This window comes from Enterococcus sp. DIV0187 (assembly GCF_051713785.1).
Classification (GTDB): Bacteria; Bacillota; Bacilli; order Lactobacillales; family Enterococcaceae; genus Enterococcus_A; species Enterococcus_A avium.
This window is the reverse complement of record NZ_JBIOQO010000001.1, coordinates 581891-603601: the sequence shown is the minus strand read 5'-3', so window position 1 is coordinate 603601 and position 21711 is coordinate 581891. Positions and strand designations below refer to the sequence as shown.

The following is a 21711-nucleotide window of genomic DNA, read 5'->3' as shown; positions in this document are numbered from 1 at the left end:
CTTTTATCTCTTAGCACAGTTGGCGTTAGATGGATAAAAAGTTTTGTGTAAATTGTTTAGGTAGATATATTGGGATTAAAGCGATAGCCTACATCTCTAACCGTTTGAATATACTCAATTTGATTCTGCTTATTACTTAGTTTTTTCCTAACTTTACTTACTAAAGCAGATACTGAACTATTAATTGTGTCAGGGAAAGAATACTGTTGCCATAAAATCTCATATAAATGATCTTTTGAGAATACTACTCCCGGATACTTAGCAAGATGGTATAGCAAATAAAATTCACGATAAGTAAACTCAATTGGTTTATTTTTCTGTCGAACACAAAGATTGGATGGATTCAAGTAGAGCTCCCCAATAGTTATTGTTTCATTTATCTCCTTATATTCTTGAATCACAACACCAAATTCATCTAAGACGTTTACTAAATCCTGAAAAAGTTTCTCTTCTTCACTATCTTGAATTGTAATAAGTATTGCTTTTACCATTTAACTACTCCGTCCTGTACAGTATTAAAAAATTGTGGAAGCACCATTCTACTATCCTGATACAATAATTATTTAACGCATTTAAAGAAAATATTTTCTAGAACAATAGTTTCCATAAAACCTTTAGTGTAAACTAAACCATTAAACTCAAACATATTTGTAACTCATTTATGATCGTCATACACTAACTTTGAAACAATTAATCAATTCTGACAATTTCATAACCAAAATCATGAATATTATAGGTTAGAAAAACTGAGTCACACCCAATATCAAAAACAAAACCTACTGATTTAGACATTAAAAACAACTGATATTCCCTATACTGAAAATGAAATCATGTTGCTCGTCATACTGCTCTGTATTCCACTTCATCGAATCTCCTTCTTTCTTTTACTATCATTACATAGTGGGCGGTCTACTCTTTTTTCCTACTCAACACTAACAACACACCAATCGAAACAGCAAAAATATCCACCACTGTTCGCAAGGCTAGATCAATCACGTCAAAATGAAAAACGAGCAACATAAAACTATTGAAAAAGGAATAGTTTATTCCATAAAGCAGTAAGCCAACCAGTACTGGTCGATGAAGCCGACTATTTTCTTTCGACTGTCTAACTAACCAAAGCGCAACAACACTTGAAATAAGTCCGGTAACGAAACACCACAACAGCGTCCGTAATGGATGAGTATCAAAGAATGAATAAATCCCGACGACTTTATACAGACTCAACCTACCTAAGACAAACAATAGCGTTGGCAGGACTAAACTCAACATTGGGATACCTGTTGCATCTCCACTTCTTCCTCGACTTTCTGTTGGAAAGAACTTCTCAATCAGTCCACCTATAACCAAAAGGGCTAGACTATCCGCCAACACATAGACAATACTGTCTGATAAGATCGATGTCACATGTGGCAACGGTTCAAATAGATAGATTGACCAAAGGAAGCAAAAAGACAAGGCAAGCTTTATACCTTGTCCCTTCTTAGTACGTATCGCCAAAATAAAGGCCCCAATAATCATGTAAGCAAACAATGATAAAACACTAAACGCCAGTGGCAATGTGTTACTTTCTATAAACACACTCGGTGCTAGAATCGTCTGATTAGTGCTGCTAGGCATCAATAATTGACAGATAATCCGAACGACCGTAGCAATCAATCCAACAACTAATAATTTTAGAAATACTTTCATATAAACATTCCTCTTTATTCAGATTTTGCTTTTAACGATCCACTCATAAAGCCTAGTGGAAATTCTTGAACCTAATTATTCTTGAAACCTCTCTTATTGATCTCATTACTAGCTAATCAATAACTTCAAAATCTTCAATGTCATAATCTGCCAATTGAAATAGTTGATTCAGATAATGGACACCACTTTCAATTGATTTATTTGAAACCTTCATCACCGTTTGGGCAATCACTTTTCCTGTGATTAGATTTGAATTTTCGCCAATGATGCTGATAGACTTTTCAATCTGTTCATTATTTATTTGCCCAAGACAACTCACATGAATGGAGAAGCTATCTGAACCAAGTTTTTTCTGTTTCATACCAAAGCTGACCATGTGAGTCATGAGATTTTCTAACTTTGAAAACTTTAACAATGACGTGAGTCGTATACTTGACATCAAATGCATCACTCCTGTTAGAAATCTTGAATCATAACAGAAATAAGTCGACACTGTTGGATTTCCTTCCATTGTTCTAGTGAGAATTTGCTGATCAGACAAATTGAACGCATACACCGATCTTTTTCCTATCTCTTTTGGAAAATGGGCTGTTGTCCCTTCTACAAATGGAACAATGTCTATTGAGCCTTCTTTCGTATTCCAGCAAAAAGGTTGCTTTAGATTGGCGAACAACCAATGAATCGCATCATTCCCATAGCTTTCTCCTAATCCAAGCAGTAATGAAAGGCTCGAATCCTCAATAGTATCAAACTTTCTCATGAGTTCAGAAGCTGCTAAGGTTGATAATCCCGGACATATCCCCACACCCAAAATGCAAGCTGCTCCTTTTTGCTTGAAATAGCCATCAAACTTCTCTAGTTCATTTACCACATGATTGGACGGCGAAGTATCAAGATAATGAATCCCCTCACTCAAACAATAATGTGCAAACTCAGTGTTATTGGGATTCAGGCACATGACTACCATGCGAACATTCGCTAGTCTATTTTCATAGGTTTTTTTGCCATATATGTCTAAATGGAGATATTCTACATTTGATGATCCGTATTGATCAATTACTTGTCTTGCCTTTTCTTCACTTCTCCCACCAATTATTAGAGTGCTACTCTGTTTTGAAAGAAGCTCATCAACGACGTGTTTCCCTACATCTCCATAGCCACCTACGATTAATACTCTTTTTTCACTCATCATTTTACCTTTTCTCCAAGAATCTATTTTAAAAAATGTATATCTAAGGTCGACGAACTGACCAACCCAAAAAATCATTTCTGAGAATGGAATGATCTAAACGTTCAATAACTTCCGTCAACTCTGAAAATATAGTGGTGTGGTCAATCGCTTTCCAGGAAAGACTTGCTCATAGTAATATGCGGTCTGTTATCTTCATAAAACTCAGACGAAATGATTTCATACCCATTCTTTTTATAGAAGTCTTTTGCACTACTGGCAGAATCAAAAATCATCCTACTATAGCCTTCTTTTACAAGCTCCTGTTCAATCTCATTTAAGAGTTTACTAGCCAATCCGCGTCCACGGTAGTTTTTAAGTACCGCCATTCTTTGCAACCTAACCGTATGCACATCGTAGCTGTTCCGTTCGGATCGCAGGTTCTTTTCAAAGCCCTAGTTTGTAATCACTTGGTCATTCCTGCTGATCAATTTTTGACCACTCGTTCTTTTCATAGGATCTTGCATTGAGCGCTGTTTGTGCATAAAGTCTCATATGAGTAACTTTTTGCTCGTTAGCAAACAATAGAGCCAAAACACTATTTCTCAGCATGGTCTGCCAAGCTTCCTCTACTCAAAAGAGAAGCCACTAGAAAAATCAGGCAACATAGCCCCAACAAAGGTAGTGCCGTTGATAAATTGCCATAGTTTGGTGGGTAAACATCGGCAAAAGAATTAAAACCAGCATGTAACAAGATACACAACGCAATACTTTGATACCGATCCCAAAGTAACGTGAGTAAAAAGGCAAAGCTAAGAACCATTATCATAAAGCCAATAAAGGAACTCGCATCTTGTCCAGAACCTTTGACCAACCACAAGGGTAAATGCCAAACAGTCCAAATCACCGCAATGATACACGTAGAGATAAAACTAGAAAACTTCTTTTGAAGCTGAGGCAGTAGAAAGCCTCGCCAGCCTACTTCCTCTAACCCACCACCGAAGAAAATCATGACTGGTAGTTGAAACAATGCTGTGTAGATCGGTGCCTGCTGCTCACTAGCCCCAAACAAAGTTGGAAACAAACAAAATCCCCAAGCCAGACCAAGAACAACTAGGTAGGCAGTAATTGGCTGCTTCAAGTTAAAGATATTTCTGACAAATCGTTTAAATCCAGTTTTTCCGACGGTTCTTTTCATAACGATACACGCACCAATCATCGGACCTGCCGCACCTAAGCTGTATATCGGCAAAACTATCGGAGAAAACAGCGCTAGATTCATGAAATGCGTCAAGCATGCGACAATCCCCCAACAAATCCATGTAATACCAAATGTAATTCCTAAATAGCTAATAACGTTTTTCTTTATTCCCATCTCTATTCATCCTTTCTCGTGCTTTTTAGTCATTATGCTTACTACCCTGAGTTATCATAAACTAAAACACGACAGATCATACCTTAGACGGACATTGACTGGTCAATGTCGCACATCTCACTAAAAGGCTACAAATCTGCAAAATTATCGTTTTTGAAATCGCTTTGTTTGTATGAGAGGAAAGGAATCGCGACTTTGCTGCTTAATCTTTTTTCAACGCTCAAATTTTCCACGTTTCGTTAAATAGACACACAAGAATACAGAAAAAATAATCTGAACAACAAACATTCCTATGAATCCTACATTTCCCATATTGGCTGGAACAGTCATCACGATCGCATTTTGCCAACCATGAAACAATGTACAGATCAGCACACTATTTGAAAGCTTGTATAATGCGGTCAACGTATAGGCTGTCGCAATAGCTGTTATAGAGTAAAAAATGAAATTCCCTTCAGTATGGCTATTTCCTTGAATCAGAAAATAAGGAAGATGCCAGAACGACCAAATCATTCCTACAAAAAGAGTGGAAAGAACTGTGTGAAATCGCTCTTCAAGCGCAGGTTGAAGATAGCCTCGCCAGCCTGCTTCCTCTAAGCCCCCACCTAGCATGATCTGGCTGAACCAGATAGGTAGAAAAGCCAGCGGATTGAGCGTATTTCCAGAAATTGAGTCCGTTTTGAACAAATAGAATGTCAAAAATTGATACACGAACACTCCTACGATGATCAGGCAAGGTTCCCAATGAAAGCTGGAGCCTAGAAAAAAAGTGAGAAAGTCTTTCTTAGAAAAGAAACGTCTGATTAGCAAAACACATACGATCAACGGAGCCGCGCTTTCAATAAAATCAATACATGGAAGAATAATTCGTCCCAGCACCGTGCTGTATGAAAAGATGTGCTGATAATTGGAAAATAGAATACAAATCCATGTAATTAAAAAAGTTAAGCAGATAAATTTTATAGGTTGATATACCCTTTGTCTATTCTTCATTGAACACCTCTTTAGATTGAGCCACTAACATTATGAATCAATCGTTGTTTCTATTTCATCACTGTTAACTTTGCCTTTTCATTCAACTACATCCCTTTCAATAATCCCAATAGCTCTATCGGATTCCTCATACAACGGACTATGCGCAGAATTTTGGAAGGTGTAGAATTTCTTTTTGGGTGCTTGTATCGCTTGAAAATAATCCTTTTGTAAGGAGTATGCACATGTGTAATCATACTTGCCGCCAAAAAAATAAATCGGAATCGTCAACTTTGGAACATCGGTAAAAGCATTGAATTTCGCTACATCCTTCAGAACAGGAGCGTCATTTAGAAGCTTTTTCCCTCGCCAAATATTAATACGCTCGATCGGATTGTAAAGCTTGCATCGTAAACTTGGAAAGAAAATACCGGAAAATACTGACTTCATCTTTCTAGTTGTCCCGACGCCCAAATCGTGCATCGCCTCATCCCTTAAATCCGATGAAAAATAGTCATTATAAGCAGCCTTTGAAGTTAAAATGGGGCAATCCTCCATTTTTTTCAACATCTTTTCGTTTTTTTGTGACCGGTATTGATCCACCATATACTGATAAGCCAGCTTCTCTGATTTTTCTGAATCAGTGACTTGACTCATTGAGAGAAAGCTAAGATAGGATTCGGGGGATTCTGATGCCGCAAGTAAGCCAATGTATGTGCCAAAAGAGTGCCCCATCAGATATATTTTTTTCTGATGAAATCGCTGACTAAGGTAAGAGGTTATTTTCTTCACGTCTTCTAGATATCTTTGAGTCGTTAGCTCCTTGGGGGAGATATCAGAATGATAAGAAAGAGACGTTCCACGATATTCTGGATAACAAACGACAAACTTATCTTCTATTCCACTTGGCATCGAATCTTCCACAAACATCTGTGGAATTCCTGGTCCCCCTCCTAGAAAAAGCAGAACAGGTTTCTCCTTATCCTTTCCTCGAATGAACATCCCAATGGATTCACCATCAATAGCTATATGTTTCTTTTCAGAAATACTATTTTTGACTTCCTTATTCTTAGAAGTACGAATTGGCTGGGCCTTTCCAGAACTAAAAGGCATCACTATATTTCCTATTAAGATCAGAAAAAGGAATAGGCTTAAATCGACATAAATAATTCTTTTCATTATCAACGCCTCCTTCAACAGTTATTTGAAACGAGTGCTATCATTTCGATCCGTCGTATGCATGATTCTTTTTTTCTAGTCACAGCTTTATTGAATACCGTCGATTCATCATTTGTTTCAGGTTATAGATGTAATAAGGGATACTCAGTAGAAGACCAGCATAGAATCTTCCAAGAAACGGAACAAAAAAGAAAACAGTCAGCAAAATCTTCGTTTTCATCTCTCGCTACTTAATCCAACGAGTAAAAAGCAGTACACCTGTCATCACTGAACCTAGTAAATAGCCACCTGCCAAAGCGGTCAGCAACACCCAGCCAACCTTTCGAAAATCCGACAAATCATTTGCTGACCCTGTCAGTAGAATTCCCAATAGTAAATAAAGGACAATCCCAGTCAAAAAAAGCTGTAGTCACATATACACAATAATTCTTTCTCTCACGATAGGTCATTGCAAGCCCTTTCTTAACGCTTCCACAAAAGTGTATATATTCCTAGCCCACTTGAAACTAAAAACATAATAGAACAATAAGCAAGTGTAACCATCGTGGACGGAATGAACTCAAACAAATCTTCTATCGGTGTTCCGAGCAACTCAATTGCCAAGAAAAACAATATCGGAACAATAAACCCACAAACAATCTTCAAAATCCGTTTAATTTTATGCCCTCTTTTCCCTTGCTTTAAAGCAAATAATGTAGAAATTATTACTAGGATAAGCAATACGAAATCAATCAATACATGTTTCAGCAAGTACGAACCGGGCTCCTTAGTAAGTTTCTTTCCTAACAATAGCGAAACAACCGCTTCATTCGCCTGCTCGATCATTGGTGTTCCTACGAGAAAATCACCATAACTATAGAGCATCGTCACCCCGATCTTTTCCTCCGGAATCAACACCACTAAGCTATTGAACGTCGCTGTTTTCCCCGTATGATACAGTATCTCCTTTCCATCAACGACCTTGCATATCCAGCCAAATCCATAGGTTCCCTTGTTTGAAAACATCCCTTCAATCGCAGGATCATCTGAAACTTCGACACCTTGCTTTTTGACCCTCGGGAGCAGTTCATCATCAGCCAGACAATGACGCATATACGTTGTCATATCCGCAGTATTGGAACACAGATAACCAGAAGCAGGTTGAATCAAACTATTCTTAGTCGGCAATCTAGGATCAATCGCTGTAGGAAATCCAAATATGGAATTATACCCTTGGACAATGTCTCCGCTAGTCTGTCTTGTCAAAGGAAAACTATTCGACATACTTAAAGCTGGAAAGGCAGTTTCTTCCATGTATCTCGAAAAATCCTTTCCACTTACTGCCCCCACGATTTCTCCTAAAAAATTGTAATTCGTATTTGAATACTCAAACTCCCCATAAATGCCACTAAAATTGTCGTTGTCAGGCTTATCTCCAACAGAAATTCCACTGGTATGATTTAATAAATCTAGAATCGTGACTCTATTAGATAGTTTCCGATTGGGTAGATAGCTCTTTGCTACATCCTCCAAGTGAATACGATTTTTAGAAACTAACTCCATTACCGCAGATACTGTAAAGGACTTACTGGTTGATCCAAGGATAAAATTAGAATTTTCCGTAATATTCTCGCCATATTGTTTAGAAAAAATTCGCTTGTCTTTCTTTGTAATCGCAATAGACATATTTTTGACAGGGATCGTTTTTGGGATGGGATCTGTGTACTTTTCGATATTTTCCATCGTTTGCGTTTCTTTACTAAGAGCGTTCACATTATCCGAAACGAACAAGATGCAACTAAAAAATAGGAATAAAATCAAACCTTTCATTTGTTTTCTATACATAAAATCTTCTCTTCCGCTAAGCCAATTCAACTTTAAACAAGTTCTAGTGACCTCGTTGTATTCGTAAGACCATCTATCCTTTGTCACTTCTCCAAATTCCGAGTAAATCCTACATAAGTCGCAATGAAATAACCGAGATAGATCACCAAAAACAACAATAACGCAGCACCATAAAATTTAACAGGTGTTCCTTGAACGCCTGTATAATACACAAAGCGTTCTCCCGCGAACATCCCGATGAAGAGGCTTAGAACAACGGATACACAAAGCGGACAGAGGTAATACATGCTCAGTTGCTTCAAAACAATCCGATGTATTTCCTGCTTATTGACACCTAGCTGCTGTAGGATTTCATACCGTTTCTTATGTTTAGAAGAATCACTGAGCTGTTGAATCGCCAAAATGGTCAATGCCGCACATAAGAAGACCACTCCAAGATACGCCATCATAAAACAGATAGAGATAACGACAAAACTGGCCTCTTTATAAAGATTGTCTCGCACTAAAACAGTTCCTGTAGCTGCAATGATTTGGTTGCTGCCAATGCCGTATTGAATCTTATAAAGATCCCCTTCCTCCTCATCCTCCACAAAGTTCTTGTCCTGCTTATCCAATTTCTCCTGCAAACCTGATGGCGCAGTCTTCTCTAAGTCAACTGCTAACAGACTATAATAAGGGTTCAACTGTGCGGCTACTTCATCCGATACCACGAGTAAATAATCCGCGCCATTCAAGCCATTTTGCGAAAAAGGCTCCATATGTGTTTCTTGTAAATGAAGCTTCTTCCCAGCAGCCTTTATAGGAACAGCTTTACCAACTTCCTGCCATTGTTTTTCTAGTCGCTTCTTTCCATGTAGGATGTAGTGCCCTTGCTTGACTGATACAGCATCGTAGCCCAGCATTTTTCGCAGTTGATTGTAATCACTTAGCTTCATATAGGTATCCTGACCAAAATATGTCCCATGGGTCCAGCGTTTCTTGATCTTTTTCCCTCGGCTAGTTCCGTCCACATGCTTATATAAAAACTCATTCATCGCGTTGGTCTGATTTTGATATATGGTGTAGTGAAGATTTCTCTTGATCGGTGCCTCCGCCGAAATTGTCGCAAGTTCCTTTTCAAACGTATCCTTCTTTTTTGGACTAGCCATAATCGCATCAAAGGGCAACTCCTGCTTTATTTGTGTTTGTTGAAAATCCGCAAACATCATCACGACCATCCAGCTAAATAAAGCTCCTGTGAACAGCACGGTCAGTGTGCCTAGAGTAAACCGCATCGTTTTGATCTTGGAGGACAACTGACGTAAAACAAACAACGCTTCCTTCTGATAAATAAGCGGAGATTTTCGTTGGATGAACTGGACAAAGAACGCAGATAATCCAATATACAGTAGATAAATCGCGACGATCAACAACATTGTAAGAACGATCGCGACGATCAATGACATGCCTACTGCCATCACCATAAAATTGAAAAAAAGGATATACCCAATCGAAAGAAACACAAAAATGCCTTTTCTTGCACTTTTCTCATGAACAATCGCCTCATTCTTCTGATCGAAGGAGACAAAATCACGAATCGTCATCCATTTCATTTTTCGCTTGATACTACCTAAAGCGATGACATACGCGACACCCAGCACACCAAACGTCACAAGTAGATAGAGCAGGTTAACATCTGGTGTGATTCGATAGTCCATCTCCAACACCCAAAAAAAAATTTTTATGAATAGCAGCTGAAAGAGATAGCCGGGAAGAATACCAAGCAATGTCGCAATCATTCCCAAAAGATAGTTTTCCCTTCGAAAGAGTGTAATGATCTGCTTCTTTGTCATCCCCAATAATAGATAAGTGCCGAACTCCTTGCTGCGCTTCTCCATCATGAAGGTGACGATATAGTTCACCAGCCAGATCACGATCCCGATGATAAAGAAGGATGCCATTCCAATTAAGACCGCAAAAATCCCCATCTCACGAAACAACCTGCGCATGTCCTTTGAGAAGATCATGCCGTGAAAAGAAAACATCAACGTGGAGATAATCGTCATCGTAGCAATATAGATTAAATAATCCTTGAAGGATCGTCTGGCATTTCTTCGAATAAGCGTCCTAAACACGGCTTCCACCTCCGCCAAAGACTGCCAAAACATCTAAAATGCTGTTCAGAAAATCTCGTCGTGAGCGTTCCCCACGAATCAGCTCATGAGAAATCTGGCCATCCTTAAGAAACAAGATGCGTTTGCAGTAGCTAGCAGAGAACGCATCATGCGTCACCATCAGGATCGTTGACAGTAACTTCTCATTCATCGTGACAAATGTCTCCAGCAACATCTGAGCAGACTTCGAATCCAAGGCGCCTGTCGGTTCATCTGCCATAATGACCATCGGCTTGTTGGCAATTGCTCGTGCACAGGCACAACGCTGCTTTTGTCCGCCAGAGACTTCGTAAGGGAACTTATTCCGAATTTTCTCGATCCCTAGTTCTGACAATAATTGATCCACTCGACGAATAATTTTATCCTTTGAGTGATTCTGCAGACTCATCGCCAGAGTGATATTTTCTTCGATGGTCAGGGTATCCAATAGATTGAAATCCTGAAAGACAAAGCCTATGTTTTTCTTACGAAATGCCGCAACCTCAACTTCATCCAGTGTGCTGATGTCTGTGCCATCAAAATAGACTTGTCCGCCAGTCACCGTATCAATCGTCGATAGAACGTTCAACAACGTACTTTTACCAGAACCTGAAGCTCCCATTATTCCAGTAAACTCTCCTGATTTGATCTCAAAATCAACCTGATCCAACGCTCTGGTGATGTTCTCTCCACTGCCATAATTCTTCACTACCTTTTTTACTTGAATAAGTGCGCGCATTTTTTTCTCCCTTTCATCTAAAACGTCCAAAAATTGAACCATTCCCAGAAAATGACATTCACAACCACCATTAGTGAAAGAAACAGTGTGAACCAATCAAAGCGTGTAAGCGTCACTTCTTTTCTTTGCTTAATTTTGCTAAACAAAGCATAGAGCAGATAGATGCTCAGCAGGCCGATTCCGATTGACTTAACAGCCGTTCCCCAGAAGTGAATATCACCAGGTAATAACACAATCCATAACACGAGTACACCAACAAGTACCATACAAATCGTACTTAACATTAGGTGTGGACGATACTTCTTCTTTTTAAATAGGAAACAATACAGTTTCTTTAGTGCCACAAATAGGACTCTCACTAAAGAAATGACAATCGCAAACAGAAACAATAGGAATAAGAAAATGTGCGCGAAAAACAGGAAACTATTTTCTTTTCGATCGTCCTGAGTAAAGCCTTGTAATCCAGTAACCTTCCCATTCTTTTTTTGAATCGCATTTATGAAGCGAGCACCATCTCCATTGTTTGATAAGAACACATCCTGATTGATCTGCTTCATCTTCATGATGCCTGCAAACTTGTAATTCACGCGATCTACTTTCTTCCACCAGGAAGGGCTGAAGTATTTGTTTATCTTATACACGCCATGTTTGAAGTTCATCCTTGAGGAAGTGTATATCCCACTGGTATTTTCCGCCTCTGGAAAATCAGTCTTGCTTCCTTTGGTATAGTCGCCAAACACAACATCCAGCAGACCATAATTGTAGCTCGTTTCACCTAGCTCATTCGTCATAATAGCAACACCCATTTTTTTCTCAGGATCAAAGTACATACTTGACGTGCAGGCTTGTGTATTTCCATTATGTCCAATGATTCCGCCACCATAGGGCAAGTACCATAGTCCATGCATCACCCGAGGATAATCAGAATTCTCATATCTTAGGCTAGGAGTAATCATCTTAGAATACGTTGCCTTCTTTTTGAAAAGCGGACTTTTCCCATCATCATCTGGCATCAAGGCTGTAAGAAATTTTGTGAAATCGCTCAAAGTCCCCGCAGCAGCCCCCGCAGGATAGAGTTGAACATAAACTAATGCCTCACCAAAGGACTCACTCCCACCTTCATAGATCGAGTACGCCCGCAGCTCCTTGCGTTTCTTCTCTACCCAAGGATTATCCGATCGATCTGCCTTTGTAGAGCTCCTGGTCATACCAAGTGGTGTGAAGATGTGATCATTGACATACTCATAAAAGGGCTGCCTACTCACTCGTTCTACAATAAGTGCGGCGAGAGCAGTGCCCCAGTTCGAGTAGGAGCAAACTTCTCCTGGTCGATAGATCTGTGCAGGTTCTGAATTCTTCAATGCCTCCTCAAGACTCACGATCTCCTTCTTCTCCGTGGTCTCGATTCCATAAAGCAGCTCCTGAAACCCTGCGTTATGATTCATCAGATGCATCATCGTAATCGGTTCTGAATAACTTAACTTGCTCAAAAAATCCTTTGGCAAATAGTTAGAAATATCTTCATTCAGATTGATTTTTCCTTGTTCATGCAGCTGCATCACACTCGTCCACACGAGCAGCTTCGTGGTAGAGCCCCACTCATAGACAGTGTCTTCATCTGCTTTGATGTTCTCCTTAATATTTGAATGACCAACGTATTTTTCAATTTCGGTCTTCCCATCCTTTACGACAGAAATAGCGACTGACGCCGTGTATTTCCTTCTTTTTGAAATATAGTGATCCATTCGTTTGTCCAAATCCTCTAGAGCATTCGCATCTGAGCCACTGTCTATCGCTGATACAGGTACCGCGCTCAGTAGTGCGATAACTACTAGTAAAAAAGACACTACTTTTTTCATTCTGTCCCTCCAAAAATCCATTTATTTTACTTATAATTCTGTTTCATTGCTAGGCGCATTCTTGACATTTATCCTGTCATCGCTCATGCACCAATTAACAAGCTTAGTAATCCAAATTTCTTCCTCCGCGATGTCTTGAACTAGCACCGAAAGCTGGATCGGCTTCCCGATCCAGTTCGATGATAAATGTGCTTTCGCTTAATTAATTATTACTCATGTCTTAACGCATTGATCGGGTCTAATCGAGAGGCACGATACGCTGGAAGTGTTCCTGCTAAGAATGAGATCAGCATGATCATAAGAACAATCAGATTAATTCTCACAATTGAATACTGTACAAAAACATATCCCGGTAACCCACTGGTAAAGGAGCTTGTCGCGAGGTCATTTAAGAAGTGACCCGCGATTAACGCACTTCCTGCACCAAGGATGCCACCCCAAAATCCAATCATTAACGCTTCACTACTGAACATTAGGAATATCTTTGTTCGACTCATCCCCAGTGCTTTCATCAGTCCGATTTCCCGAACTCTATCTTGCACAGACATATAGAGGGTATTGACGATACCGAAGCTTGCAGCGAGCAATGAGATGGCGCCAAACAGAGTCAAAGTCCCTGTAATGGCAGTAATGATCGTCTTCATTTGATCCATTGAATCTGCCAACGTACTAGCAGTGAATCCCTTTTTCTTCAATTTTGATTTAAGTTCAGTGATTTCGCTTTGAGTAATCTCACTTTTCATCGTTCCAGCCACATAAGAATACTTATTCTTCATCGCATCTGGAAGTCCTTCCTCATTGATTGCGACGATCTTATTTCTTAATGACTTATTCATAATAGACTGTCCACCCTGCATAAAGGTGAAGTATCTGACCCCAACTATTTTCGCTTCAACCGACTGAATCTCGCCTGTTCCTTGGCTAGTTACAGCGATATTGATTGTTTTGCCTACGGCATCCTTGGCATCTGAATACCCTAATGGTTTCACATATTCTGAGGCAAGTACGATCTCGTAGTTGCTGGTTTTCTGACTGACCTGTCTTCCGCTATCTAATCCAAAGGTCAAGTTCGCTGTATCAGCAACTGAGAACAGGTACTTCGTATCATTCGACCCTTGGACATACTCTGTTTTCATGGTATATGCTGGGTCCACTGCCTTTATGCCATCTAGTTTTTCAATCTGAGTCAGGTTGTCAGGTGTGATAAAGCCCGACTCGGCTCCAGAGTTTTTCTTTGGGTTGTATTTGACGACTTTGCTTGCTCCCATGCCGCCTTGTGAACCTGCTGTTCCCGGAGAGATCAATAATAGATCTTCACCTCCGATATTGTACTGCCGATTCAAATAAGCATTTGCACCATCACTAATCCCTGAGGTGATGGCGATGGTGAACGTTCCTATAAAGACAGCGATGATGGTCAAAAAAGTTCTCCCTTTATTTCTCCACAAATTAGAGCTTCCTGAATTAATAATATCTAATACGTTCATTGCTATTCCCCTCCCATCAAGTGTCCATCTTTAATAAAGAGTTGACGGTCACATCGTTCTGCTAGGTCTGGGTCGTGGGTTACAATGATTAAGGTGATATTTCTGTCTTTATTTAGATCAAATAGTAATTTTTCAATTTTATCTCCTGTGGTAGAGTCCAAATTACCGGTGGGTTCATCCGCAAAAATGATCTCTGGATTATTCACCAATGCCCTAGTAATACAAACCCGCTGCTTTTGACCTCCCGATAAATCCGTGGCTTTATTATTCGCTTTGTCCTTTAGTTCAACCGCTTCTAATGCACGCGAGGCCAATGCTTCACGCTTTCGTCTAGGGATACCTGCAATCTTTAAAGGAAGTAGGACATTTGTTAAAACCGTGTCTTTCGAATTCATAAAAAATTGTTGAAAAACAAAACCAAACGTATGATTTCTTAACTTATTCAGCTCTGACGTACTCATTGATCGCATGTCTTGGCCTAACAAGCTGACTGTACCGCCTGATGGCGTATCCAAATTAGCTAAAATATGCATCAATGTGGATTTCCCTGACCCACTTTTTCCAATAATTGCAATAGACTCTCCTTTTTTTATTTCAAAGCTGACTCCTTTTAGTGCCTCGAAGGTAGATCTACCTTCTCCATACGTTTTCGTGACACTCTTTGCTTCAATAACATTCATTTCACTCACTCCTCTTTTTTTATTACAGCTCTATCATCTCTTAAATGAAAATAGTTGATAATACAGCTTAAGTCCGAAAAGTGGCGCTATTTTGACTTTCGAATAATCCAGAAGCTATTGCCCATTTCGCTTTCTATAAAAATCGTTTGTAATCTCTTTTTCTAATTCGGAATTTTCTAAATATCGCAGGCGATCATTCGTATCCTTGCGTTTCCAAAATGGGGTACCTTCTCCGCTAAAGGAATTCAATTTTTCTAATAGTCGTAATAATTGCTTCAATTCATCGTAAGAAAAATCCACAAATAACGGAGCAATAAACGCATTGACGTTTTTGCTTTCTCTGTCTAATGCTTCGTAGCCTTTTTCTGTGACCTTTATTCTTCTTTTTCGTCTATCCTGGTTGATGACTTCATTTTCGGCTAACCCATGTTTTCTCAGTGTGCCCAATATGTGCCGAACTTCAGCTATTGTGAGCCCCATTTTATTCGCTAGATCATGCATCGAAATATCCTCATCTGATAAATACGTCGTAACGATAATCAGCATAAGCTGAGGATAAGAAAGTATCTCTAAAATCTCTTCTCCACTGTTTTGCACCTTCTTACTTGCTGTAAATAATGTGCTTATGACTCGGTGTACTAACACGAACTCGCTTACTTCGTCTTCCATTTATTCTCTCCCCATCCTGAAACGGTTCTTCAAAATCTACCCAAATTCTTTTAACCCTTGACACTCTGAAGCTTCCAGCAGACTGGGACTATTTCCTCCCTGAGCAGGCAATGATTGCTAGGACTTTCTTTAGTGTTCTACATATTGGGATTTCCAAATCCTTTTTTACTATTCCCCCTGCCATTATCGCTAGTACACCCACTGACAAACTGAATAGCCCGATTTTTTTCATCGATACCCTCTTTTCTCTCGTGTTGGTCGGATCAAATAAGCCAATTTCACTAATCCAGTGACATACAGGAACGAGCTACTCAAGACGAGTACCAAGTAAACATCCGTTCCCCAGCTCCTTATAATTCCTAACGGTGCTTGAATAATATGCGGAACCCAAAATAGAAGAGCTGTTGGCAAGATAATATGGCCGCAGCCCAATACCATACTTCGTAAAACCGTTATTCCGTTCTTATTCCTTTGAATCCACTTCCTTAGAAAGACTACTGGCAAAATGGCTACCACTAGAATCGCCACAAAGATCAGATTCATCCAGCGATGTTGCGTCTTATAGCTAGTCGCATCTATTTTTTTCGGCGAATCGCCTAAATAATAATCCAGAGCATTCTCCGTCAACTCGATCACTAATTCATTTCCACCACCAAGAAAGTCCGCACCATTGAACATAGTAATAATCCCAACCTTTTTCTCTGGATCCATAATCATATACGTCGTATAATTCTCGACATTCCCGCCATGAACGATTCGTTTTGAACCTGAGCGACTATCGATCCCCAGACCATAGCCATAGCCGTAATTCTCGGTGACCGCTACGCTACTTTTCTGCATTTCCTCCAGTGATTCTGGACTTAAAATCCCCACATTCGCTCCAAGCAAAAACAGCTGCATATATTTCCCCATATCCTCAGAGCTAGAGATGAGATAGCCTGCCGGAAGAGTGAGCCACCGTTCACTATTGTCCGCTGGATAAGCCTCTTCAACCTCCCGCATAGAACCAAAGAACGACTGATGACCAGCGATCAAGCCGTGCCCCTTGTCAAACTTCAACGAGCTGCCACTTTTCTCCATCGCTAAGGGCTCAAAAATATTTGCTTGCACATAGTCGCTATACGTCATGCCTGTGACGCGCTCAATGATACGACCTAATAACGTATAGTTGGTGTTTGCATACTCGTACTCTGTGACCTTATCGTTTGAACGAAACTCGGTTACCTTGTCATAGGTACGAATGCCACTCGTATGCGTCAATAACTGCTTCACGGTCGTTTTCGACTTGGGCGAGATGTCCTCCAGGTACCTAGCAACAGGTGAATCAAGCTCAACCCGATCCGACTCTACCAGCTGCATGATCGCCACCGCTGTGATCGACTTACTTAAGGAGCCGATAATAAAGGGCTGATCCGCACCTATACAGTCTCCATAGCCCTTCGCAAATGCCACCTGATCCTGGCTCACAATCTCGACACTCATTCCGGGAATGTGCGTCTTTTTGAACTCACTCTCTAGATAGCGATCCATGTCTGCCTGCTCTGTCGCAGCAAGTGCCATTACTGGCATACCTATCCCGATGATTAGCAAGATTGAAGATATAGCCAACTTAAAAAAATAGCTCTTCATTTGATCACTCCTTCACCTTTTTTCTACACACTCATCTTTCTTCTCTGAGAAAACTGATCTAAGTTCCCATTTCTCTTTGCTATAAATAGGAGCACTACGGTCAGAATGAGTAAAACAGCCGTGCAAGAAATAGACGCCTCCGCTCCAAATCGCCCACCAGTAACCAGATCATTCTTACCTACGACAGTCGTCAAAAAATACCCTGACGAAGTCGTCCCACTAACAGGAATACCAAAAATGGAGCCTTGCACCCAATTCCACGTAATATGAACACCTATAGCAGCATGTATACTATTGAAGGCATACATAACACTCCCCATAAAGCAAGCTGCTAAAACAAGATTCACGAATGCCATTAACGTCATTCCAGGATTGCTCAAATGCAATAAACTAAAAATGATTGCAGTAGCTATCAGCGCTACATAAGGACCAAATCGCAGAAGTTGATGCTGAAGAAAGCCTCGGCAAAAGTATTCTTCTATGAAGCCTACGCCAATAAATACCACTAGCTGTATCATAATTTTTTTCCATGAATAGCTTGTATTATTCAGCTTATAGGCACCTGTAAAATAAATAGGTGCACTAACTAAAATGAAGGTCACAATCCCTAAGGCCAACCCAGTAGCCATATTGCGTGGATCCGTTTTACTCCAAATGATTCCATAGTCTTGCATCTGCTTTCCTTCGACTTTGGCTGCAAATGCTAATCCTGCGATGAAAGTCGCTATCTGAGCTACTACTCCTAAGAAATTAGCGAATAGTCCATTTCCTAAATTGGATGATAGGATGTTAAATACGAACAGTCCTAAAAAATTAGTGCCAAACACAGCTACGATAGCTGCTACGATTCTCAATACTTTTTTCATTATTTTCCCCCTTAGATTTTTTATGTTGAACTTGTCAACTGTCTACTACAACCCATAATCCTTTGAAAACTTGAAAAAGAGGACAGCCACTATTAAAGATATTGGTGCCATGATGAGTCGCTCTTTATTGCTCTCTGAAAATAGATTCATCACAGTATTCAATAGAAAGAAGATTGAAAAAATTCTTCCAAAAACGATGATCAGCTTTTCGGATTGAATGATAGAAATGACTTCCGTCAAATGAAGATAGATAAACAATGCGAACAGTCCAAAAACCACATTTCCGATACATATCATTCGCATCATGTCAGGTAGAACCTTATATTTTCCGCCCATTGCAAATTCGCCCAATGGCGCTCCTAGTACTAATAAGAAATTTAGTCCGATTGAACCGATTAGAAATAGGATTCCCATAATGGTCATTTAGCTCTCCCCTTCAAAATCATTTTTTTCCGCATAGACATCGCTTTCCTTCGTCTCTCTGAACATCAGGAAACACACGCCAGAAGCCAAGAAAACCAATACACTGATGATTAGTAACGGAACAAAGACACTGGCAATCGTATTCCTAAAAATCAAGCCCATCAGTAATTGTCCTAATGGTACTGCACATTGAGAAACGGCTACGATCGTTGCCATTACTTTTCCTAGGTTTTCTTTAGGTGTAAGTCTCTGAACTAACGAAATGAGGTAGACTGAAATAGCACTGAGCAACATGCCAATCACGATCTCCATTAAAAGGATGATCAAAAATCCAATACCCTTATCAGTGAAATTCAACAAAATATTCGTGAATAACAATATCAATGCAGAATAGAAGAAAACACGATATAGATTATTAAATTTCAAATTTTTCGTGAGCTGTCCAGCAAATATGGCTCCGACGATACTAGCAAGACTAAAGACAGCCATCCCTACACCATACAACGTATCATTGACCTGTAGAGTCATCCGTAAGACAATTGGAAGTCCGACAATAAAGAATGATACCAGTACAAAGTTAACCACCGCCGCAATAATGATTGATTTGAATATGACCTCATTATTTTTTACTTCTTTGAAGCCCTCTTTTAAGTCCGCAGTTAAAATTTCTAGCATTGTTCCAGGTGTTCCTTCACGTTTCTCAAATGGAATTCTTAGGAAGCTTTCGACGACTGCTGCAACGAGAAAGAAAACAACACTACTTGCAATAAGCATCTCTGCTCCAACTAATCCATAACAAACGCCACCAATAATCGGGGCAATAACATTTGATAGCTGCAAAATCCCATTGGATAGTCCATTCACCTTCTCAAGTTCATCCTCTTCCACTAATAACGGGATACTAGCCGCCGCAACAGGTGTATCCAAACTTCCCACGGTCGATAAAATGAAGACCAAAATGACAATGCCTAAAATAGATTCAGTTGACCCAACCACTAGGAATAAAAGAAGCGCTAGTACCGCATTCCCCGCATCCATTAATACCATTAACACTTTTCGATTAAACCGATCCGCTATTACTCCACCGATGGGTGCAAATAGCAAAGGAATATTGGAAATCGCCAAAACAGTCGCAAAAACATCCGCCCTTCCAGTTATATCTAAAACATGTAAAGACAATGCAAAACGCAGAATGGCTCCACCAAATACGGAAATGAACTGACCTAATATTAAATAGAGAATATTTCTACGATTATCACTCATCATTTTTCCTACTTTCTCTTTTGGTTGATCTTTTGTTTTTTCTTGATTGGAGATCTGACCGCAATTACTTCAATAAACAAATTCTAAAAATCAAACGTCGTCTCTGCCAAAAGTGTTTCATTCAAGGTTTATTGATTTTCGTATATCAATAGCATTATTTCCCAAATCAAGTATGGTCATATCCTGAAATTCCTCTCATCGTTTGTCACAACACCATCTCCGCTCCTTTTTCAAAATGATATTTCACGATCCCAGTATTCACCTGTTTGAACGGACCTTCTTCTGTGGTAATAATGACCTTTTCATTCTTCAGCGTCACTAGAATATCCTGTTTATTATTTGCCGTTGGTGCCAACATGACAGCTTCCATCCCTTTGCAAAACCAATCTGGCATCTCACGATTCACATGGCATAGCTCAGTTAGTGGTTTTGATTGGTGCGGTTCGCCTTGTGTCTGTCCATAGCCTATGGCAATAACACAGATTAATGCTTCATTTGGTTTGACGAAGGCTTTACATTTCTCTTTTCTAAAAGTTGCTCCGACCCATGCCGTGTTTAACCCTAATTGTTGGGCTTTTAGTGCAAGATGCTGTCCGCAGTACCCTAGAAACTCCTCTGTGTCACTGTCTTCTCGTCCTACCAATGCAAGATAATTTGATGCATTACGGAACCCAACAAAATAAGGCATGAATCCTTTAAATACCTGTGGATCATTCAGAATTAACTGAATCGATAAGTCGTATTTTTCGTTGCAAGTAGCGACCTCCATTTCTAGTTCCTCAATTACCGACTCCTCCAATACTTTCTTCTCATACCTTCTCACAGCATGTCGCTGTTCCATTGCTTCTATGATTGTCATTCATTTTCTCCTCGTTTTTCTATTTTCAAGCCGATTCTAAAAACCTACAAATTTAGCCTAGTAATAAGATGGCACCTGCAACAGAACCCATCAGATTAGTTAAACAATGAACATATATACCAATGCGGATATTCTCCTTTTTCCATACAACATATACATATGGAAAAAGCGCCAAGATTCGAGTGAAGTTTTGCCATGGAGAAAAGAAATGATAGAGAGAAAATAGCAGCGTATTAACCATAGGTGCAGCCTTCCCTAATCCCTTCATCCTTGGTAAAAGAAATCCTCTGAAATACACTTCTTCAGTAATCGGGCCTAATAGACCGTTAATGAGTGGTCCCATAATTGCTGTCAGAACGATAATTGTTTTTGAACTATGTTGAACCGACTCATAGTTGGATTGAAACCAATTTGGAATGTATTTGTAGAAGCCCAAGATTGATTGTTCAGCTTCAGAAATTAAAGTGAACATAATACCAGACCATATAAAAAGGAGAATGATCCAGAAAATAGTCGATAAGACGGGGTCTTGCTTAGTAAAAGAAATTACCTCAGATAGTTTTCTCCGCTCACGTTTTGCAAAATAAAAAATGATTAGCAACTGTATAGGAATCACACCAAAAGTGATCCCTATATATAGTGCAGTAATCATCGGAAGCCCAGCTCCCCAATTAGGATTTGCAAGATAAGTAACCAAGAATAGTATCGGTAATCCAGGTAGTAAATGTAGTAAGATAATCTGTAAAAGATTGAACTGTGCCTGCTCCAACTTACTCATTTTCTAGCTCCTTCCAATGTAGATTTCATTTTGAGTGCCAACCTTAATTCATTAGGACGCTATTCAATAAGCTAGGCAATACTCCTACGCCTATAGCAATCCTAATAACGGTTCCTT

General features: G+C 39.7%; 21 protein-coding genes. All 21 read right to left on the bottom strand.

What is annotated here, in order from left to right; all coding sequences use genetic code 11:
• Window positions 1–56 precede the first annotated feature (56 nt).
• The 21 genes from IGI52_RS02990 to IGI52_RS02890 all read right to left on the bottom strand — a co-directional run bounded on the left by IGI52_RS02990 (window position 57) and on the right by IGI52_RS02890 (window position 21594).
• On the bottom strand, window positions 57–491 hold the full coding sequence (locus IGI52_RS02990; protein ID WP_438780454.1) for a winged helix-turn-helix domain-containing protein: 435 nt from the start codon (window positions 489–491) through the stop codon (window positions 57–59).
• A gap of 418 nt (window positions 492–909) precedes the next feature.
• Window positions 910–1692: a hypothetical protein gene (locus IGI52_RS02985; RefSeq protein WP_438780453.1), complete on the bottom strand. Its 783-nt coding sequence runs from the start codon at window positions 1690–1692 to the stop codon at window positions 910–912.
• 112 nt (window positions 1693–1804) lie between these two features.
• Window positions 1805–2884, bottom strand: coding sequence for a saccharopine dehydrogenase NADP-binding domain-containing protein (locus IGI52_RS02980; RefSeq protein ID WP_438780452.1), 1080 nt, complete (start codon window positions 2882–2884; stop codon window positions 1805–1807).
• 140 nt (window positions 2885–3024) lie between these two features.
• Window positions 3025–3273, bottom strand: a complete 249-nt coding sequence (locus tag IGI52_RS02975; protein WP_438780451.1) for a GNAT family N-acetyltransferase — start codon at window positions 3271–3273, stop codon at window positions 3025–3027.
• Between the two features lie 185 nt (window positions 3274–3458).
• Complete coding sequence (locus tag IGI52_RS02970) at window positions 3459–4235, bottom strand: CPBP family intramembrane glutamic endopeptidase (protein ID WP_438780450.1); 777 nt, start codon at window positions 4233–4235, stop codon at window positions 3459–3461.
• A gap of 213 nt (window positions 4236–4448) precedes the next feature.
• Window positions 4449–4946: a CPBP family intramembrane glutamic endopeptidase gene (locus IGI52_RS02965; protein WP_438780449.1), complete on the bottom strand. Its 498-nt coding sequence runs from the start codon at window positions 4944–4946 to the stop codon at window positions 4449–4451.
• 360 nt (window positions 4947–5306) lie between these two features.
• A complete protein-coding gene (locus IGI52_RS02960; protein ID WP_438780448.1) occupies window positions 5307–6386 on the bottom strand; it encodes an alpha/beta fold hydrolase in 1080 nt (359 codons plus the stop codon).
• Window positions 6387–6612: 226 nt separating this feature from the next.
• A complete protein-coding gene (locus IGI52_RS02955; RefSeq protein WP_438780447.1) occupies window positions 6613–6783 on the bottom strand; it encodes a hypothetical protein in 171 nt (56 codons plus the stop codon).
• 65 nt (window positions 6784–6848) lie between these two features.
• The gene (locus IGI52_RS02950) at window positions 6849–8210 is read right to left on the bottom strand and encodes a serine hydrolase (protein WP_438780446.1); all 1362 of its coding nucleotides are present in this window, start codon (window positions 8208–8210) and stop codon (window positions 6849–6851) included.
• Window positions 8211–8293: 83 nt separating this feature from the next.
• Window positions 8294–10324, bottom strand: coding sequence for an ABC transporter permease (locus tag IGI52_RS02945; protein ID WP_438780445.1), 2031 nt, complete (start codon window positions 10322–10324; stop codon window positions 8294–8296).
• Complete coding sequence (locus IGI52_RS02940; protein WP_438780444.1) at window positions 10317–11081, bottom strand: ABC transporter ATP-binding protein; 765 nt, start codon at window positions 11079–11081, stop codon at window positions 10317–10319. Before IGI52_RS02940 ends, IGI52_RS02945 begins: the two co-directional genes overlap by 8 nt.
• 17 nt (window positions 11082–11098) lie before the next feature.
• Entirely contained in the window at window positions 11099–12940 is a 1842-nt protein-coding gene (locus tag IGI52_RS02935; RefSeq protein ID WP_438780443.1) for a serine hydrolase domain-containing protein, read from the bottom strand.
• Between the two features lie 209 nt (window positions 12941–13149).
• A complete protein-coding gene (locus tag IGI52_RS02930) occupies window positions 13150–14427 on the bottom strand; it encodes an ABC transporter permease (protein WP_438780442.1) in 1278 nt (425 codons plus the stop codon).
• A gap of 2 nt (window positions 14428–14429) precedes the next feature.
• Window positions 14430–15107, bottom strand: a complete 678-nt coding sequence (locus IGI52_RS02925) for an ABC transporter ATP-binding protein (RefSeq protein ID WP_438780441.1) — start codon at window positions 15105–15107, stop codon at window positions 14430–14432.
• Between the two features lie 114 nt (window positions 15108–15221).
• Window positions 15222–15776, bottom strand: a complete 555-nt coding sequence (locus IGI52_RS02920; RefSeq protein WP_438780440.1) for a MarR family winged helix-turn-helix transcriptional regulator — start codon at window positions 15774–15776, stop codon at window positions 15222–15224.
• Window positions 15777–16004: 228 nt separating this feature from the next.
• Entirely contained in the window at window positions 16005–17405 is a 1401-nt protein-coding gene (locus IGI52_RS02915) for a serine hydrolase domain-containing protein (protein WP_438780439.1), read from the bottom strand.
• A gap of 23 nt (window positions 17406–17428) precedes the next feature.
• Window positions 17429–18271 carry a lysostaphin resistance A-like protein gene (locus IGI52_RS02910; RefSeq protein WP_438780438.1) on the bottom strand — a complete coding sequence of 281 codons (843 nt, stop codon included), beginning with the start codon at window positions 18269–18271 and terminating at the stop codon, window positions 17429–17431.
• A 45-nt stretch (window positions 18272–18316) separates the two neighbouring features.
• Window positions 18317–18694 carry a hypothetical protein gene (locus tag IGI52_RS02905; protein WP_438780437.1) on the bottom strand — a complete coding sequence of 126 codons (378 nt, stop codon included), beginning with the start codon at window positions 18692–18694 and terminating at the stop codon, window positions 18317–18319.
• On the bottom strand, window positions 18695–19957 hold the full coding sequence (locus tag IGI52_RS02900; RefSeq protein WP_438780436.1) for an MFS transporter: 1263 nt from the start codon (window positions 19955–19957) through the stop codon (window positions 18695–18697). It lies immediately after the preceding gene.
• A 205-nt stretch (window positions 19958–20162) separates the two neighbouring features.
• Window positions 20163–20816: a nitroreductase family protein gene (locus IGI52_RS02895; protein ID WP_438780435.1), complete on the bottom strand. Its 654-nt coding sequence runs from the start codon at window positions 20814–20816 to the stop codon at window positions 20163–20165.
• A 52-nt stretch (window positions 20817–20868) separates the two neighbouring features.
• Entirely contained in the window at window positions 20869–21594 is a 726-nt protein-coding gene (locus IGI52_RS02890) for a CPBP family intramembrane glutamic endopeptidase (protein WP_438780434.1), read from the bottom strand.
• Window positions 21595–21711: the final 117 nt, after the last annotated feature.

What these genes read in the sequence shown, in the direction of transcription:
- IGI52_RS02895 (WP_438780435.1), bottom strand. Translation starts at nt 20,816, where the DNA reads ATGACAATCATAGAAGCAATGGAACAGCGACATGCTGTGAGAAGGTAT.
- IGI52_RS02935 (WP_438780443.1), bottom strand. Translation starts at nt 12,940, where the DNA reads ATGAAAAAAGTAGTGTCTTTTTTACTAGTAGTTATCGCACTACTGAGC.
- IGI52_RS02920 (WP_438780440.1), bottom strand. Translation starts at nt 15,776, where the DNA reads ATGGAAGACGAAGTAAGCGAGTTCGTGTTAGTACACCGAGTCATAAGC.
- IGI52_RS02980 (WP_438780452.1), bottom strand. Translation starts at nt 2,884, where the DNA reads ATGATGAGTGAAAAAAGAGTATTAATCGTAGGTGGCTATGGAGATGTA.
- IGI52_RS02950 (WP_438780446.1), bottom strand. Translation starts at nt 8,210, where the DNA reads ATGTATAGAAAACAAATGAAAGGTTTGATTTTATTCCTATTTTTTAGT.
- IGI52_RS02930 (WP_438780442.1), bottom strand. Translation starts at nt 14,427, where the DNA reads ATGAACGTATTAGATATTATTAATTCAGGAAGCTCTAATTTGTGGAGA.
- IGI52_RS02910 (WP_438780438.1), bottom strand. Translation starts at nt 18,271, where the DNA reads ATGAAAAAAGTATTGAGAATCGTAGCAGCTATCGTAGCTGTGTTTGGC.
- IGI52_RS02960 (WP_438780448.1), bottom strand. Translation starts at nt 6,386, where the DNA reads ATGAAAAGAATTATTTATGTCGATTTAAGCCTATTCCTTTTTCTGATC.
- IGI52_RS02925 (WP_438780441.1), bottom strand. Translation starts at nt 15,107, where the DNA reads ATGAATGTTATTGAAGCAAAGAGTGTCACGAAAACGTATGGAGAAGGT.
- IGI52_RS02985 (WP_438780453.1), bottom strand. Translation starts at nt 1,692, where the DNA reads ATGAAAGTATTTCTAAAATTATTAGTTGTTGGATTGATTGCTACGGTC.
- IGI52_RS02900 (WP_438780436.1), bottom strand. Translation starts at nt 19,957, where the DNA reads ATGAGTGATAATCGTAGAAATATTCTCTATTTAATATTAGGTCAGTTC.
- IGI52_RS02990 (WP_438780454.1), bottom strand. Translation starts at nt 491, where the DNA reads ATGGTAAAAGCAATACTTATTACAATTCAAGATAGTGAAGAAGAGAAA.
- IGI52_RS02905 (WP_438780437.1), bottom strand. Translation starts at nt 18,694, where the DNA reads ATGACCATTATGGGAATCCTATTTCTAATCGGTTCAATCGGACTAAAT.
- IGI52_RS02915 (WP_438780439.1), bottom strand. Translation starts at nt 17,405, where the DNA reads ATGAAGAGCTATTTTTTTAAGTTGGCTATATCTTCAATCTTGCTAATC.
- IGI52_RS02890 (WP_438780434.1), bottom strand. Translation starts at nt 21,594, where the DNA reads ATGAGTAAGTTGGAGCAGGCACAGTTCAATCTTTTACAGATTATCTTA.
- IGI52_RS02970 (WP_438780450.1), bottom strand. Translation starts at nt 4,235, where the DNA reads ATGGGAATAAAGAAAAACGTTATTAGCTATTTAGGAATTACATTTGGT.
- IGI52_RS02940 (WP_438780444.1), bottom strand. Translation starts at nt 11,081, where the DNA reads ATGCGCGCACTTATTCAAGTAAAAAAGGTAGTGAAGAATTATGGCAGT.